The 17,671-nt window shown below is 24.0% G+C and carries 13 protein-coding genes, 1 tRNA gene and 1 pseudogene; 8 read left to right on the top strand and 7 right to left on the bottom strand.

Annotation, left to right across the window (positions count from 1 at the left end):
- Positions 1-26 precede the first annotated feature (26 nt).
- Positions 27-716 (bottom strand): hypothetical protein, encoded by a 690-nt coding sequence (locus tag HLA92_RS02680; RefSeq protein WP_171113276.1) that lies wholly within the window; start codon positions 714-716, stop codon positions 27-29.
- A gap of 122 nt (positions 717-838) precedes the next feature.
- Here HLA92_RS02680 and eno point away from each other — a divergent pair, with 122 nt between their 5' ends.
- A complete protein-coding gene (gene eno, locus HLA92_RS02675; protein WP_171113274.1) occupies positions 839-2,209 on the top strand; it encodes a phosphopyruvate hydratase in 1,371 nt (456 codons plus the stop codon).
- Positions 2,210-2,690: 481 nt separating this feature from the next.
- Here the strand turns inward: eno and HLA92_RS02670 are convergent, their stop codons facing one another.
- The 4 genes from HLA92_RS02670 to HLA92_RS02655 all read right to left on the bottom strand — a co-directional run bounded on the left by HLA92_RS02670 (position 2,691) and on the right by HLA92_RS02655 (position 6,499).
- Positions 2,691-3,467 (bottom strand): alpha/beta hydrolase, encoded by a 777-nt coding sequence (locus HLA92_RS02670; RefSeq protein ID WP_171113272.1) that lies wholly within the window; start codon positions 3,465-3,467, stop codon positions 2,691-2,693.
- On the bottom strand, positions 3,457-4,440 hold the full coding sequence (locus tag HLA92_RS02665) for a lipoate--protein ligase (RefSeq protein ID WP_171113270.1): 984 nt from the start codon (positions 4,438-4,440) through the stop codon (positions 3,457-3,459). Before HLA92_RS02665 ends, HLA92_RS02670 begins: the two co-directional genes overlap by 11 nt.
- Before the next feature lie 105 nt (positions 4,441-4,545).
- Positions 4,546-4,622, bottom strand: a tRNA-Arg gene (locus HLA92_RS02660).
- Between the two features lie 137 nt (positions 4,623-4,759).
- Positions 4,760-6,499, bottom strand: coding sequence for a GIY-YIG nuclease family protein (locus HLA92_RS02655; RefSeq protein ID WP_171113268.1), 1,740 nt, complete (start codon positions 6,497-6,499; stop codon positions 4,760-4,762).
- A 96-nt stretch (positions 6,500-6,595) separates the two neighbouring features.
- On the opposite strand from HLA92_RS02655, the gene HLA92_RS02650 reads away from it, so the two are divergent.
- Positions 6,596-8,284 (top strand): MIP family Ig-specific serine endopeptidase, encoded by a 1,689-nt coding sequence (locus HLA92_RS02650; protein ID WP_171113266.1) that lies wholly within the window; start codon positions 6,596-6,598, stop codon positions 8,282-8,284.
- A 26-nt stretch (positions 8,285-8,310) separates the two neighbouring features.
- Here the strand turns inward: HLA92_RS02650 and nrnA (HLA92_RS02645) are convergent, their stop codons facing one another.
- Together nrnA (HLA92_RS02645) and nrnA (HLA92_RS02640) are read right to left on the bottom strand one after the other, a co-directional pair.
- Positions 8,311-9,297 carry a bifunctional oligoribonuclease/PAP phosphatase NrnA gene (nrnA, locus tag HLA92_RS02645; protein WP_237023524.1) on the bottom strand — a complete coding sequence of 329 codons (987 nt, stop codon included), beginning with the start codon at positions 9,295-9,297 and terminating at the stop codon, positions 8,311-8,313.
- Positions 9,284-10,258, bottom strand: coding sequence for a bifunctional oligoribonuclease/PAP phosphatase NrnA (nrnA, locus tag HLA92_RS02640; protein ID WP_171113262.1), 975 nt, complete (start codon positions 10,256-10,258; stop codon positions 9,284-9,286). Before nrnA (HLA92_RS02640) ends, nrnA (HLA92_RS02645) begins: the two co-directional genes overlap by 14 nt.
- 208 nt (positions 10,259-10,466) lie before the next feature.
- Here nrnA (HLA92_RS02640) and HLA92_RS02635 point away from each other — a divergent pair, with 208 nt between their 5' ends.
- The 6 genes and pseudogenes from HLA92_RS02635 to HLA92_RS02615 all read left to right on the top strand — a co-directional run bounded on the left by HLA92_RS02635 (position 10,467) and on the right by HLA92_RS02615 (position 17,671).
- Complete coding sequence (locus HLA92_RS02635) at positions 10,467-12,560, top strand: P68 family surface lipoprotein (protein ID WP_171113260.1); 2,094 nt, start codon at positions 10,467-10,469, stop codon at positions 12,558-12,560.
- A gap of 1 nt (position 12,561) precedes the next feature.
- Complete coding sequence (locus HLA92_RS02630; RefSeq protein WP_171113257.1) at positions 12,562-13,452, top strand: thermonuclease family protein; 891 nt, start codon at positions 12,562-12,564, stop codon at positions 13,450-13,452.
- Between the two features lie 151 nt (positions 13,453-13,603).
- Positions 13,604-13,882, top strand: a pseudogene (locus tag HLA92_RS03385) (ATP-binding cassette domain-containing protein); the annotation flags it as partial.
- A gap of 87 nt (positions 13,883-13,969) precedes the next feature.
- On the top strand, positions 13,970-15,694 hold the full coding sequence (locus HLA92_RS02625) for an ABC transporter ATP-binding protein (RefSeq protein WP_419538389.1): 1,725 nt from the start codon (positions 13,970-13,972) through the stop codon (positions 15,692-15,694).
- Positions 15,694-16,740: a carbohydrate ABC transporter permease gene (locus HLA92_RS02620; protein WP_237023523.1), complete on the top strand. Its 1,047-nt coding sequence runs from the start codon at positions 15,694-15,696 to the stop codon at positions 16,738-16,740. The genes HLA92_RS02625 and HLA92_RS02620 overlap by 1 nt, the downstream gene beginning before the upstream one ends.
- Positions 16,682-17,671, top strand: coding sequence for a carbohydrate ABC transporter permease (locus tag HLA92_RS02615; RefSeq protein WP_171113253.1), 990 nt, complete (start codon positions 16,682-16,684; stop codon positions 17,669-17,671). Before HLA92_RS02620 ends, HLA92_RS02615 begins: the two co-directional genes overlap by 59 nt.

Genomic DNA, 17,671 nt, shown 5'->3' with positions numbered 1-17,671 from the left:
TGTATTTATAAATTATATAATAATTTTTAAAATTTTTCTAGCAACTGCTTTTCTTGTTCGTTTAAATTATTAATTGTAATTTTGCCTAAAAGATAATCTGTTACATTTTGAATAATTTTTGGTGTTATTGTATTTTTTGAAAAAATTATATCAATTCAATATGAAGTAATGTATTTACTAAATACTTGTATTGCTATTTTTGCTTCACTAGGATTTTTTTCATAGTGTATCTGAATATCTTTTTCAACTTTCATTAAGTCATCATTAGATTCAATATTTTTTAATTTAGATGGATTAATTGTGAGTTTTTTGTATTGAAAATCATAATTTATTTTTTGTGAGTTCAATAAATTATAAATGAGAGTTAAAAGAATATCATTTGTTTCATTTACACTGAAAAAATACTGAAATTCATTAGCAAAATCTTGTAAATTTCTTAATTTTAATTGATTATACATAATCATAAAGTAGTAATCAATTTCAGTATTTTGAATTGATTTAATGATTTTATTTGTTTCTAATGAAGATTCTGATGATTTACATTCTTTAAGGATGAAAATCATTAAATCTCTTTCTATTTCTCTTAGTATTGCAGTTTGTTTTGATAAAGGATTATGAATTATTTTGTGATGTATATTATATAAAGCTAGAATTGAATCTTCTTCTTTTAATTTTTGTATTTCATCAATAAAATCATTTGTCTTTTGTTGATTCATGTTTTTCCTTTAAGATTAGTTATTTGTTTCATTTTTATTTTAAATACATTTATAATAAATATATTATATTATATAAATATATATTACTATAAACATAATTAATTGGACAATAAGGAGAAAAAATGTCTTTAATTACACATATAAAAGCCCGTGAAATTTTAGATAGTAGAGGTAATCCTACTATTGAAGTAGAAGTACACACAAAAAATACTAAATCAGTTGCAAAAGTTCCTTCAGGTGCAAGTACTGGTTCCAGAGAAGCACTAGAATTAAGAGACAAAAATTCTAAGTATGCGAATAATTGATTTGAATCAAAAGGAGTAATGCAAGCTGTTGATAATGTTAATAAAATTATTGCAAAAGAAATCATCGGAATGGATGTATTTAATCAAGAATTAATTGATAAAAAAATGATTGAAGTAGATGGAACAGAATTTAAGAGTAAATTAGGTGCAAATGCTATTTTAGGTGTATCTATAGCTGTTGCAAAAGCTGCAGCACAAGAAAAAAATCTAGAATTATTTCAATACTTAGGATCAAAGGATTCAAAGACTTTACCTCTTCCTATGTTAAATATTTTAAATGGTGGTGCTCATGCTGCAAATACCATTGATTTTCAAGAATTTATGATAATGCCTTTAGCTGCAACTACATTTAAAGAATCTTTACAAATTGCTAACAAAATTTTTCATACTTTAAAAAAACTTTTAAAATTAGCAAATCAAAATACAACCGTTGGTGATGAAGGAGGTTTTGCACCTAATTTACATACTAATGAAGAAGCACTAGATTTTATTATAAAAGCTATAAAAGAAGCAGGATATAATCCTTCAACTTCAGGTAAAAATGCAGTTGCCATTGCATTAGATGCTGCTGCTAGTGAATTTTATGATGATGAAAAACAAGTGTATATTTTTAAAAAGTTTGAGGCTGCTAAAAAATTAAAACCTGAGGATTTTCAAAATTATAAAGACTATAAATCAACTTTTACTTCTGAAGAATTAGTAGATTATTATGCAAAATTAATAAATAGTTATCCAATTATTTCTATTGAAGATTCACATAGTGAAAATGATTGAAAAGGATTTCAATTAATGGTTGAAAAATTTGGAGACTATGTACAAATTGTTGGTGATGATTTAATTGTGACAAATCCAAAATATATTCAAAAAGCAATTAGTAGTAATGCAATTAATTCTGCTTTAATTAAAATGAATCAAATAGGTACATTAACTGAAACTATTGAAGCTATAAAACTCGCTCAATCTCAAGGATATACAGCTGTTATAAGTCATAGATCTGGTGAAACAGAAGATACTACCATTGCTGATTTGGCCGTTGCTTTTAATACAGGTCAAATCAAAACAGGTTCATTATCAAGAACAGATAGAATTGCAAAATATAACCGTTTATTAGTTATTGAAGAAATATTAGGACCTGAAATAATTTTTGATACCAAGCAAAGTTTTTCTAATTTAAAAGTCCAAAAATAATACTTATATATTAGAATAAAACATAAACAAAAAATTAGCATCTTAGCAATGTTAATTTTTTGTTTATCTTATTTCTTGTTCATCAAACATTTGTTTATAAAGCTCTAAATCATATTTTTTTATAACCGTTTTTAAATAATTTTTTGTTTGTATGAAATCTTGTTCAAAGTATCTAAAAGGAAAATATAGTCCTCTTAATTTGTTTATATAGTAAATATTTTTATAATAAAAATATGAATAAATGTAATAATATCTTAATTTTTTTCTTGCATATATTACATTAAGTAAAAACCATAAAATTACTGAAATTATTAAAACAAAAATCATAATAAAAGTAATATTAATAATTCATTGTGAGGAAATATTTAGACTTGCTAATACAATAACAGAACTTATACATTCTACAATAATTATAAATATAGACAAAATATATAATCATTTATGTATTTTTTGATGTTTAGTTCAATTTTTTAAAAAATCATTAAGCACTAAATTGCCTTTCTATTAATTCAATTAATATTTGTAAATCCATATCAGAAACATTTTGTCATAATTTATGAGGATATTTAAATGTTCATAAATTTTTATTAGTTTGTTTTGCTAATTTTTTACAACTAGATAAAGGTATAACGATATCTATTGTTCCTGCTACAATTTCATATTTATTAGTTATAAAATATAGTGGTTTTATATAAGTTTCTATGTAATTAGTATTTACCATTTGATTTTTAAATAAGTATGTGAATTTTGAAGCATTAAATAAATTTTTAGCAAAATTTCATTTTTTTATTAGATTTTCTTTTAATTGTGTATGCATAATTTCTTTATGATATTTTATTATTTGCTTTGTAGTATGATGTTTAATCATAAATGATTTTATGTTTAAAAAAGGATGAAAAGGGTTACTTAAAATAGCAAATTGTGCAAAGTTATTTTTTATAGCTTCTAATGCACTTATTGCTCCTAAACTATGTGAAACAATGACACAATTTTGCAAATTATATTTTTTAATAAATTCAATTGTTATTAATTTATATAAATTTAAATCAATTTTATTGTTATTTGAACTTAGACCACAACCAGGAAAATCAAAAGTTGCTATATCAAAGTTTCGATCTTTTTCATTTATTAGTTTTTGATATATATTAAAAGACGAATTAAAACCATGTAAAAGTAACACTTTATTTTTATTGTTAGTGTTTTCTAAATAAACATGGATTTTTTCGCCTAATAAATGTATAAAATTTTTATTCTCCATAAATTGTTAAAAGAATTTCTTCAATTTCTAAACCACCAAACATTTCGGTAAGATTATTGAAACTTTTTAAGATATTTCTTGTTTCTTGTTTGTTGTATTCAGAATTAATTAGTTTTTTAATTACTTCTTCATGGTCTGTTAAGGCTAAGAAGTCTCCTTCAAATACTATATTTTCAAAACGAGCTTCTTTTATAGAGTATTTTACTTTTAATATTCCAGCTGTATATTTTGCCTCATTTGAAACTGAAAAAGGAAATTGTTTTTTGAATAATCAGTCTTTTGTTTGAACATAATCGCTTATTTCTTTTACTCTTGGTTGATATTTTTCAGGTAATTCTTCTACTTTTCCATCGTAATGTTTTTCAAAATAACCAATCATACCTTTAATAAATTCTTCAACAGACATTTTCTTTTCTAGTACATCGATTACATTTGTTACACGTTGACGAGCACTTTTAATACCTTTTGATTCCATTTTTAATTTTGAAGGGATTAAAAATTGACCTAATTTTTCTAAATTTGCATTAAATAATATTGTTCCATGGTGACAAATTTTGTCTCCTAAAATATATTGTGCATTTCCAGAAAACTTTTTATCATCGATAACTAAATCATTACGACCTTTAAAGTATGCATTAACACCTAAATTTTTTAAATAGTCTAAAATTGGTGTTAAGAATTTTTCATAGCTTTGTGATTTATCTCTTTTTGTTATGAAACAAAAATTAATATTTCCTAAATCATGGTAAACAGCTCCACCACCACTTAATCTTCTTGCTAATTCTATTTCGTGTTTTTCTAATTCTTCTACTTTAACTTCTTCATATACATTTTGGTTTCTTCCAATGATAATTGCATTTTCATGTTGATAAAAATATACTATATCTTCGTTTAAATTAGTATCTTCCATTAATGCTTGCTCATAAGGTAAAGTAATATAAGGAGAAAAACTTTTTCCTAAATATATTTTCATAATTTCCTCTTTTTGATTAATTTATTAATAATAAAATTATAGTTCTTAAATGATTAAATAAAAAAATTTTAAAGAAAAATATCAAATTTTCCAAAAATAAAAAAATGGCGATCGCGGCGGGACTCGAACCCACGACCACATGCTTAGAAGGCACGTACTCTATCCAGCTGAGCTACGCGACCACTTTTTTAATTTGTAATTATATTTTAGCACAAAAATAATACCTAGATAAAAAAATATGTTTAATGTCTAAAATAATTTTGTTTTTAATTAATATTAATGATAGAATTGATTCAATTTCAATATTAAAAAGTTTATTTTAATCTCTATTCTCATTAATATTATGATTTTTATCATTAATTATGTCTTTATTTAAAAAGTTTTTAATTTTGAAAGCAACATTTTGAGAAACTATTTCTTTAAGTTCTTCAAGTGTTGCATTATAAATTTTGTTATATGAACCAAAATGATTTAATAGTTTTTGTTCTAATTTTTCACCTATACCTTTAATTTGAATTAAAGAACCTTGAAAACTAGAATTATTTGATTTTTTAGCAAATTTTGATTTTGCATATTTATCAACTTCAATTTGAATATTTGCTAAAAAATTATATAAATCCACATCTTTTATGAATATTTTTTTGTTTTGTTCAGTTAATATATGGTCAGTTTTATGTTTTGAATTTTTAACCAATCCAATTATGTTGCAATTTCAATTATATTTTTTTAAAACTTTTCTTATTTCTGTTATTTGTGCTTTAGCTCCATCCACAATTATTAAGTTAGGGATTTTATTTTGATTTAAATTAATAAATTTTTCAATACCTTGTTTCATATATTCAATATCGGCTTTTCTAGAATGATTGACTTCTAAATTAAAATAACGTTTTTCATTTTTATAAATTTTGCCATCTATTATCCTGATAATTCCTGATATTGGGTTAGTATTTTGTAAATGACTATTATCGATAATAACTATGTCTTTAAGTGATTTAATATGTAATAATTTTTGTAATTTTTCAATATTTAATAAAGATTTAGCTTCTAAAATATTTAATTTATTAATTTCTATATCTAGTTTTGATAGTGCATTATTTTTTAGATTATTTAAGACTTTTAATAAAATACCTTTTTCTGGGAATTTAATTTTGGTTTTGTTTTTAATATCTAAATTTAAAGGTTCTAAATCTTTAAAAAGCAAGATAGTTTCAGGAACAGGTTTTTTTAAATAATATGCATTGAAAAATGCATTAATAGTTTCTTCAAAATTTAATATTTCTGACATTGCAGCTGTAAAAGTGTTCAATAAGGTACCAAATCTGTAGTTTGAACAACTATAAACAATATATTGGTCTTTTTTTATAAAACAAAAAGCATCAAAATTTTCATAATTTTGTAATTCTATTATTTGATTTTGTTGCATTTTAGATACTAGTTCAATCATTGTTTTAAAAATATTAGCTTGTTCAAACATAAAATTATTTGCAGCATCATTCATATGTTCTTCTAGTTGATGAATAAATTTTTTATCTTTAAAATGTAAGATTTCTTTAATCTCCATAAAGGCATTTTGTAAATATTTATCACTAAAATACTCAATTTTCAGTCCATTTTTATATAAATATTTGGATTCAAAATATTTTTTTAAATCTGTAATTCCATAACCTAATGGTAAAGGTCCGTAATAAATTGCATTAGGCTCTTTTTTATATATAAAAGCTTTGTCAATTAATAATTTATGATTAACAATTTTAATTCTTAAATATGGATATTTATTATCATCTAAAAGTAGAATATTATATTTTGGTTTATGTTTTTGAATAGAAAGTTGTTCAAAAATTAATGCTTCTTTTTCATTTGAAAAAATTGTAAATTCAAAGTTAGCAATTTCTTGTACTAATTTAGTTGTTTTATAACTATTAATAGAACCTAAAAAATATTGTTTCATTCTTTTTTGTAAATTTTTAGCTTTACCTATATAAATAATTTCATCATATTCATTTAATCAAAAATAAACACCAGGTTTATTTGGTACAACATTTAATTTTTCAATATTCATATTTAAAATTATATATGTATAAAATATTAATTATCTAGATAAAAAAATCATTTATAATCTTTACATTTTAAGTAATACTTTTATTAAAGGAAAAATATGAAAAAAAGTTTAAAAATTTTCAGTATATTTTTAGTTTTATCTTTATCACCAATTGTTTTTATATCTTGTGCTAATGCACAACAAAATAACAAAGTAGAAAAAGATAATCAAAACCAAAAAATAAATAAAAAAGTAGAACAACACCCTTCCAAAGAAAATATACACAAAAATATTGAAAATAAAGAAAAAAATAAACAATCTGAGACTCAAAATTCTCAAATATATAAAACTACAAACAAACCAGAAACAAAAGAAAATGAAGTTATTCGAAGTCCAAAATTTAATGAACAAGATATAGCTAAACTTTTAGAAAAACAAATACAAAATCTTAAACAACAAGAATTAAATAAACTAAATATTGGATCACAAGATGCTAATTTAGTTCAAAGTGAAGAAAGTATATATAATAAAATCAAAGACAGAAGTTTTGCAATAGGATTTAATTCTAAAGGTATTGATAAAGATGATAATAAATTGTCTCAAATTGCTCATTACAATAATGGAACTGCTTGACTTTTTGACTATGCTTGAAAAAATAATCAAAAAGATTCAGATGAATTAATATTATTTTTAGCAACTAATGCACACGTTTATAGTAGAGCATTTAATGCACTTGATAAAAAATATAAAAATATGTTTCCTGAGTATTTTTCAAGTAATGATGAAGAAAAAATTCAAGGATTTAATATAGGTATTGCTTTAGATTCTCATATTCAAGCAATAAATAATAATGAAAAAGTTTCAGAAGATAATAAAGTGCAATTTTATTCAAATGAGGATTTAAAAAAATATAATGATGCTTTATTAACTAATGATTTTATAATTACTAAAAATATTTTTGATAATCCTCAAACAGTTTTTGTTGCAACAGATTTTTTTAATTCAGAAACAAACAAAGAACTAAAAGCTAAAACAAATAGTAATTCCATTGCTAAAGATTTTGCAATTTTTTCAGTAAAAATTCATTATCAAAACCTCAAAGCAGATAATAGTTTATTATCTTTAAAAACAGCAATTGATAAAGCTTTATTGTCTCTTGATAATGATATTAATTATTTTAAAAATAAAACTAATATACCTAATTTTGATTCAACTTTAGCACCATTTCAAAGTGTTGATTATGCTTCAATGTTTTTTAATTCTGAAGAGAAAAAAATTAAATTATATTCTTCTCCAAGTAATTTTGCTAATTCTTCAAGAATTCATATTGCGGGATTTCCTGATATTAATAGAAAACAATATTTTGTAAGAAATTACCCAAAAGATTTAGAGAGAGATAAACAAGCATTCGATACAAGAAGTTTTTCAAATGGTTTAAATATTCAACATAATTTAGATATTAACCGAGAATCATATGGAATTGGCGTTAATAATTATGTTAAAAATAGTTCACTTTATTATGGTGCATCTGGTTCACTTGTAATTAATGAATATGGTCTTATTGTAGGTATTTATTCTGCTACTAATTCCTCTTCTGAATGAGATATTTCACAAATTGGAGGGTTTAGTCCTTTAGTTCAAGTTGCTGATTTAGATAATTATTATTCTTATGCTCATAACTTAATAGATGGAACTAATAAGAACAAATATCCAAAACAAGCAAAATCATATAGAGAAAATTTACGTATTTTTAAAGATGAATATGTAGATTTTAATCATAGTGCTTTATTTCCAGAAGGATTTTAAAATACCCAGTACAAACCAGGTATTTTTTAATTATTATCATAATCAGCAGTATTTAAAACTTCAACTTCACAATCTTTTATGATTTGACTAATTAAATTAGGATCTGTAATTTGAGCTCCACTTGCTCTGTGGTGTCCACCCCCACCTCATTTAACAGCTACATTTCTTACTTTAGCTCCATTGGATCTAAATTCACAACGTATTTGATTTGTGTCTTCTTGAGTGAAAAATACTCAAATTTTATTATCATCAATATTAGCAAGAGTGTATGGTCTATTTGCTTTTAGAGGATCAAAGATGTTAAATTTGCTTTGAGTTTCAAGATCAAAGTAAAAACTCACAACTTGATTATTTATTTTCATATTTGAATGGATATATGCATCTATTTGCATATCAGATAAAGATTTTTTTTGTAAGTTATCAAAAATTAAATCTTTTTTAGCTCCATCTCTTCAAAGATTAGATACTAAATTTAAGGTATGAGAATTTGTTAAATTGGTTGTTAATTTAACACTATCTGTATAGATTCCTAAAAATAAGTATGTGGCAGATAATTCATTTACTTTTCAATTCAATTCATAAGCCATTTCTGCAATAATTTGAGCAGCAGCGGGACTTAATGCATCTACATAAACAATAGAAGCATTTAAATCATCATCATTTGGATGATGGTCAATTCTTATAACTTCATCAAAATAATTATTATCTAAGTATTCACGACATTCTAATCTTTCTTTGAAATTAGCATCAACAATTATTGCAAGTGAATTAGGTAATTTTTCTTTTTTTAATTGATCAAAATCAAAATTTAAAAAACTATAAATTCCTTTACTATCTCCAATTGTATAAACATTTTTGTTTTGAAAATTTTCTAAAATCAAATGTTTTAAACCAAATTGAGATCCTAAACAGTCTCCATCAGGTCTTATGTGATGAAAAATAACGATGTTATCAAATTGTTGAATTTTAGATTCTATGTTTTTAAATATTTGATGTTTATTATTTGTTTGCATTTTTAATGATTTCCTCTTTAAGATCATTTAATATTAATTTAATTTCAGACTTAGATTTTAACATTGCCCCACTTGCGAGTTCATGCCCTCCACCTCTTCATTTTTTAGCAATATGGTTTATTCAAATTCCGTTAGATCTAATTCTAACTCTTATATCTCCATTTTCCGTATCTATAAAAAATACTCAAATTTTAGTATCTCCAATATTAGCTAAAATATTAACATCATTAGCTTCATCTTCATTTAAGTTAAATTTCTTTTGGATTTTTTTAGTTACATGAAAATATGAAATTTGATTTGTAAATTTAAATTTTAAAAGTACATAAGCCATAAAACGTACTTTTCTTTCGTCTCTAATTGATAGAGGAAAATTAACATCTCAAACTTTAAAATTATTATTTGTATGTAAATAAGAAGTTACATCAAAAGTTCTTTGTGCAACAGAATCATATTGAAATCTGCTACTATCAGTATTTATAGCTAAATAACAATATTTAGCCGCTTCATCTGTTACTTTTCAGTTTTCTTTCATTGCAATATATGCAATTTGTTCTCCTGAAGCTGCATATTCTGCATCTTCTCAGGTTCAATCATAATTAATATCTGGTTCTACTGGGTGATGATCAATTCTTAATGTTTTTGTAAAAGTGTTATTTAAAATTAGTTCTACATTTTGGATTCTATTACTTGAATTTGCATCAACAACAATAGCTAAGGAATTGTTAAAGTGTTCTTTAGGTACATTATTAATATCGTCATATTTAAAGTTCATGAATGGAAATAGGTTTTTATTATCTCCTATTACATATACATTTTTTTGAGGTAAGTTTGTTTTAATTAATTCTGCTAAACCTCTTTGTGAACCCAAACAATCTCCATCAGGTCTTATGTGATGAAAAATAAAAATGTTTTGAGCTCAATTTATTGCTTCAACAGCAGTTTTATAACTATTTTTTGCCATTTAATCTCCTTTTTATATTTTAATTTACTTTCATTTAAATATTTTTATATTAATATTATATTATTAAACAATTTTTTCAAAAAATAAAATAAATGTAATAAAATTAAAATACAAATATGAATACAAAAAATATACAAAGCAAAAAAGTAATTTTAGAAGTGTAACTTCACTTTTAAGATTGCTTTTTTGTTTATAACAAAGGAGAAAAATGACAAATAAAAAGAAAATTTTATCCGTTTTAGCAACATTGGGTGTATTAGCTTCAATTTCTGCACCTCTTATTGCTGCATCTTGCTCAATAAGCAAAGGTACACGTTTTGATCAAGAAGCTGATGGAAAAATTAAAATTTTATCAACTTGATCAGATACAAATAATCAAGGTAAAGCTTTAAAAGTTATTATTGAAAAATATAATGAAACTCAAAAAGATACTCCAGGATTTATACCTGTTGAAGTTATTACAGCTGGTAAAGGTTATAGTGATGATGATTGAGAAGCAAAATTAAAAGCAAAAGATTCAAAAGCATTTTTTAACTTATTTATAAATTATCCAACAAATGCATCAAAATTAGCACAATACAATATGAATTTAAGTTTTGAACCAATTAAAAAATATATTGATGGTCTTTTTGATGAAAGTTTTATAGAAATAAATAAAAAGATTGCAGGAAATCCAAAAGGTGAATATTGAACAATTCCTACAACTAGATCAGGAGAAATGAACTCAGTTAATAAAGCTGTATTAGGAAAATTAATCCAAGAACTAAAAGAAAATGGTGCAACAGTAGATCCAGAATCAGAAGAATGAGTAAAAGATTTTATGGATCAATATAATAACAATGCAGACGAAAAACAATTTATTGATAAAACATGAGAAAGTGGAAAAGAAACAGATAAAGAAAAATTAAAAGATTTAAAAACTTATGTAATTAAAAAAGACTTTTTAACAAATTATAAAGACTTATTTAAATTTGCTACATTAGCTAAAAAACTTTATCCAAAAAACAATAACTACATTTTAGGTTTTGATTCATTCCCTAACTTAGCCTATCTTTTAGCTGCATCATTAAATAACTCAGTTAATGAATCATTAGTTGTTAAAGATAAAAATAATCAAAAAGATGGAGGATATAATTTTACTAAACTAGTTGAAAAAGATAGTGAACAATATAAAAGACTTAAAGAAATTTTTGATTTAGTTCAAGAAGGTATAGCTTCAAAAGCAATATTTATTGGTGGTTCAGGATCATTTGGTTCAGCAAAATTAACTACTCATTTAATGGCAATGAATATTGGTTCAACAGCAGGATATACATATACATTTCTTGAAGAAAAAGGTGCTACTTTCAACAAGTTTAAAGAAAGTTTAAACATTAAAGATGATATTAAATTTGCAAAATTATTACAAGAGAAAAATTCTGAAAAACCAGATTCAATTTTTTCAATTTTAGATGGCCAAGGACATAAAAATAATTTATTTGCTGAGGCATACCAACAACCTACTAAAGAAAACAAAAAATTTGGTCAATATGATATCGGTACAAAAGAAAATGATACAACAACAATCAACAACTTAAAAAAATTAGCATCTGACAATGCAAAAGGTATAATTGCATATGATAAAAAATTAAAAGAAAAAGATGGAAAAGTATACTACAATGACACCCTTTTAGAAGGTGCTTGATACATTGGAGAACTTGGAAATAACAAATTCTTTAAAAATTATTTTATACCTGACACACTTATTAATGTAAAAGTTTTAAATAAAACTCAAATATTAGAAAAAAATGAAGCTGCTTGATTTGCAGCTCCTTCAAAATTTAATGATCAATCACAAACTAATCAATATACATTACAAGGTCCATCAATTATTGGAATTCATGCAAATGATTCAGAAGACAAAGCAACAATTCAATTTGTTAAATGATTATTAACAAATAATGAAGAAACTTTTGAATTTGAGAAACCTAAAAAATCATATACAAAAAAAACTCCAATTGAAGTATTAGCAGATTATGGTTCATATTTAGTACCATTTAAAACATTCTTATCTCAAAAAACAAATCCATTTGATACTAACAATGGAAATAAAGCAAACAAAATATTATTTGAAGAATTAAAATCAATTTCTGATCACCCTAAAACTAATAAAATAGTTGAAGATGTTCCAGCTCCTAAATCACAAACATTAAGAAATGCTTTAGAATTAGCTGCAAAAAATGCATTTAACAAAGCTAATTCAGGAGAAGTTTATGATTTTGATAATTTTATAGAAGATATTAAAACAGTAATTACAAAATAATATGAAATTTAAATTATTCAAAAAGAAATTTTTATTAACAACATTAGTCATTACGACTTTTGTTTCTTTTTCTGCGGTTAGTGTTTCTTGCAATATAGATTCTCATTTTAAAAAAGAAATAACTTCTCAAGAATCAAAATCAGTAGATAATAAAATAGGAAAAAAATTAAATCAAGAAATTACTATTAAAAAATATAAAGAAGATGATAAGTCTAAAATAATTGATGTAAAAACAACATATTGACAAAAATTTGGTTATATTGAAGGAACTGTAATTAAAGTATTTGATGGTGATACATATTTATTAGAATATGAAAAAGATGGAGAAAAAAAACAAGTCAAAATTAGATGTTGAGGGTTAGATACACCCGAAACTCGTTCACCAAATGTACCAAATGTTTCAGAAATTGAACAAAAATATTCAGATTTAGACACAGAGCATGCAAAATCATTAATTTTAAATCAAAAAGTTAGAACAATTTTATTGCACCAACAAACTTATGATAGAGAAGTGGGAATAACATTTTTTGGTAAAAATTTTGAAGAATGTTTTGAATATAGAATGTTAAAAGATGGTTATACATTACCAAGATTTACTAAAGAAAATATAGAATCTTGAAAACTAGAATTTAATAAAAAACAAAAAGATTCTATTGCTAGCTTATTTTTAAAAGATTTTGCCTATGCAACAAATTATGCTGTTTTAAAAAGATTAGGTTTTTATAAAGATTTTAAAACTCCTGAAGAATTACAAAGAAAAGTATTTTTAAGTCATGGAGATGTTATATCAACTTTTATGTTTCTTCCTTCACTTTTAGAAAATGGATATTATGTAGAAGCAGAGGATAACATTTTCTTATTTTTAGATAAGCACAAAACAAATAACAAGTAAAGGAGAAAGGATGTCAGATTTAATTAAAAAACACCAAGAACAAGTTTTTAAGTATGCTCAAGAGCGTTTTGAAAATAAAAAATCTATTCCTGCTATTGAAATTAAAGATTTAGTTATTGACTTTGGAGATGCTATTGCTGTTGATAATGTTTCTTTTTCCATTCAAAAAGGTGAATTAGTTACATTATTAGGGCCTAGTGGTAGTGGTAAATCAACAACGTTAAATGCAATAAGTGGATTATTAAAACCAACAAGTGGAAAAATTTTCTTTAGTGGAATAGATGTAACAAAATATTCACCACAACAAAGAGAATTAGGTCTTGTTTTTCAAAATTATGCTTTATATCCACATATGACTGTATATGATAATATTGCATTTCCATTAGCAAATGATGAACACTGAAAAGCTGAAACCATTGAAAACTCACGTCGTGCACAATATAAAATTTATGAATTAATATTACGCCATTATAATGTTTCTGAAATTGAATGTCAACAACTTCAAAAACAATTCTTTATGAGTATTGATAACCCAAAAGAAGCTCATAAATATTTATTAGAATTACGTAGTCAAAAAAATGATTTAACTGAAGCTTCATCAAATGATATTTCAAGACTAGAAGCAAGAAAATTAGCTCAGGGTAATAAATTAACTAAAGAATTAATTAAAAATATTAATACATTTAAAAGTAATTTAAAAGTATCTAAATCTTTTATTGATTTTAGTTATGATCAAAGATATTTAAGCATTGCAGATAATATTAAATCATTATTAGATGAATTTAATTTATATATAAATGAATTTAAACAAACAGAAAAACAATTAAGAGATAAAGAATGAAAAGACTTTAAAGAACTTTCATTAAAAGACAAATATAGTTTAGAACTAGATAATAAAACTACTTATGCATTAGCAAAAGATAATGCTCATATGTTTTATAAAATTGGTATGCGTTATTTAAAATATGAACAAGCATTAGTATATAAAAAACATATGGCTGATTTATTTGAAATTGAACATTCTAGATTAGAAGAATTAAAAATAAAATTTCAAAATTTACAAACAAATATTCAAAATTTATTTATTACAAATTTTAAAAATTTTATAAATGTTAATACAAATGAAATAATAACATCTGAAATTTTTAAAACTTATCAAAAAGCTCTTCAAATTATTTATAAATTAGAATATAAAATGTTTTTAGTGAAAAATAAATGTGATTTAGCGGTTGCCAAAAAAATGTATCGTGCTGATTCATTACTAGCGCGTAAACATGAAATTAATATAAAAATTCAAGAAACTAAAAAACGTAATAAATTATTAGAAAAAGATGTTAAAGTTAAATATAAAGAAGCAATTTTAAAAGCTTTTGAACCTATTTTTGCAAAAGAAAATATTCAAGCTTCATCATTTAACGCAAAAATAACAAAATTACAAAAACTGTTACCTGTAGAATTACAAGTTAAAATTAATGAACTTTCAAAAGAAATAGTAACTATTTCAGAAGCAATCAACCGTGATGTTTTAGAAGTTGCTCAAAGAGTAGATATAACTAAAAACTTAATTAAAAGACCTACTCAATTAAGTGGTGGACAACAACAACGTGTTGCTATAGCTAGAGCAATTGTTAAAAAACCAAAAATTTTACTTTTAGATGAACCTTTAAGTAACTTAGATGCTAAATTACGTATTTCTACAAGAAAATGAATTCGTGATTTACAAAGACAAAGTGGAATTACAACTGTTTTTGTTACTCATGATCAAGAAGAAGCTATGTCAATTAGTGACAAAATTATTTGTATGTCAACAGCTTTAGTACAACAATCTGGAACACCTATGGAATTATATGAAAAACCTACAAATGAATTTGTTGCAAAATTCTTAGGTATGCCAGAAATTACAATTATTGAATCTAAAATTAAAGATAATTGAATTTATATTAATGATAAAGCTATTAAAGAAATTAAAAATTATCCACATCAAACAATTAAAGTTGGATTTAGAGGTGAATCTTTAGTTGAAGATGAAAATGGATTTATTCAAGGAACATTAAAAACAGTTGAATATTTAGGAAAAGAAATTCAATCACAAATTTTTCTTGAAGATTTAAATGTTTTAGCAAATGTTTATTTAACTAAAAAAGATCGTTATGAAATCGGTGAAAAAATATCTCTAAGCTTAAAAAATGTTGAAAAATTACACTTATTTGATATAGAAACTACACAAAGAGTTGAATTATAATGTGAAGTTGATTAAAATTAAGATATCTTAAAAAATATCGTGTGAAAACACATTATAATGCAGCTAGTGTAATTAATCAAAAACAACCTTTTTACAAACCATTTTTATTGATATTACCATCATTATTAACAATATTATTATTTACATTAATACCATTTATATTAGTTATTTTAGATGCATTTGTAGTTCAACAAGAAAAGTCATTTAATGCTGGTGACCTTGAAATTAGTTATGGGAATTTTGTTAAGTTATTTTCAAATCCGTGATTTATTGTAGGAATAAAAAATTCAATTATTTATGCTATCGTTGCTTTACCTATTTCACTTACTATTTCATTAGTAATTTCATCAGCGATTGCTAATGTTTTAAGAAAAAAATTAAGAGGATTTTTCCAAACTATATTCTTTCTTCCATATGTTACTAGTGGAATAGCAGTATCAATTACTTTTTACTTCTTATTCGATACTACCGGTGGAAATAAATATGCATTGATTAATCAAATATTAGGAACAAATATTCCTTGATTAACTAGTGGTGACACTTCATCAATATATGCATTTTTAGTAATTTTAATTAGAGGAGTTTGAGGTAATTTAGCATTTCAAATTCTTCTTCTAACAACAGCTATGTTATCTGTTAATCCAACTTTATATAAAGCTGCAAGTATCGATGGTTCACGTAAATTACAACAATTTTTCTCAATTACTTTACCATCAATTAAAAGAACAATTTCATTTTTAATTACGATTGGAATTATAGGTGGAATTAAAATTTTCCCATTAGCGTTATTTAATAATAATGCTTTAAATGGATTTGCTAATGGTGGATCAAGTATTATGTTATATATTTTCTACTTTGTACGTCAAGATCCACACTTAGCAGCAGCTGCATCATTAGTTTTATTTGTTTTAGGAGTATTTATATCATTTACCTTAAGAAGACTTGTTACAATCACATACAATTTAAGTATTAATTTAGGAGTTAGAAATGTTTCAAACAAAATTATGAATAAAAGAAAAGTATCTAAAAAAGTCTTTAGCTTCTAAACAAGAAAAAATATCAAAACAAGTCGAAACTGCAAATTTAGTTGGAAATTTATTAGGATTTTTCTTCAAGTTTTTTGTGTTCACATTCTTTGGATTATTAATCCTTTTTCCATTCTATCTTATGATTTCTATGTCATTATTAGATACACAAGTAGTTTTAACAAACAATACTTCTAATTTACCTATTTATCCAAAAAGTGTTGATGGTGATGGAATAAGTTTACATTTTGAAAACTTTAAAAACGCATTTCAATCAGGTTATTTTAAATCACTAGTTATGACAGCTGGTGTAACAGCAATTAGTATTGTTGGGAAAATTTTCTTTAGTATTACATTTGGATACGCCTTTAGTTTAAGAAAATGAAAATTTAAAAGCGCTTCGTGATTATTATTTTTAAGTTTATTAGTTTTACCAGAAGTTGCTTTATTATCAGGACAATATAAAGTAGCAGTTACATTAGGATGACATGTCGGACCAATGCAACTTGTATCATTATCAATGCCTTTTGTTGCTAGTGTATTTTCAGGATTTATGTATAGAAATTCATTTGAATCTATTCCTGATTCAGTTAAAGAAAGTGCTATGATAGATGGAGCTAGTGAATTTAAATTCTTTGTTAAAATTGCAATTCCTATGGTTAAAAGTACAACTTGAACAGTTGGTATTCTAACAGCTTTTGCAGCTTGAAATAGTTTTATTTGACCAAGTTTAATTTTAAGTGGTTCAAATAATAATGGATACAGTGTTTTAAACTTATGATTATTTACCACTGGAAAAAGTTCTGATTCAGATATTTCTTCAAGAATATTTATAAATATTCGTATGGCTGCAATTATTTTAGTAATTTTACCGATGTTTATTACTTACTTCTTCTTTAGAAAAAGAATTATGAATGCTATTTCTAGACAAGGAAGAGCAACCAAAGGATAA

Source organism: Mycoplasma miroungirhinis (assembly GCF_013008815.1).
GTDB lineage: Bacteria > Bacillota_I > Bacilli_A > Mycoplasmatales > Metamycoplasmataceae > Metamycoplasma > Metamycoplasma miroungirhinis.
This window is presented reverse-complemented; position numbering and strand designations above follow the sequence as displayed.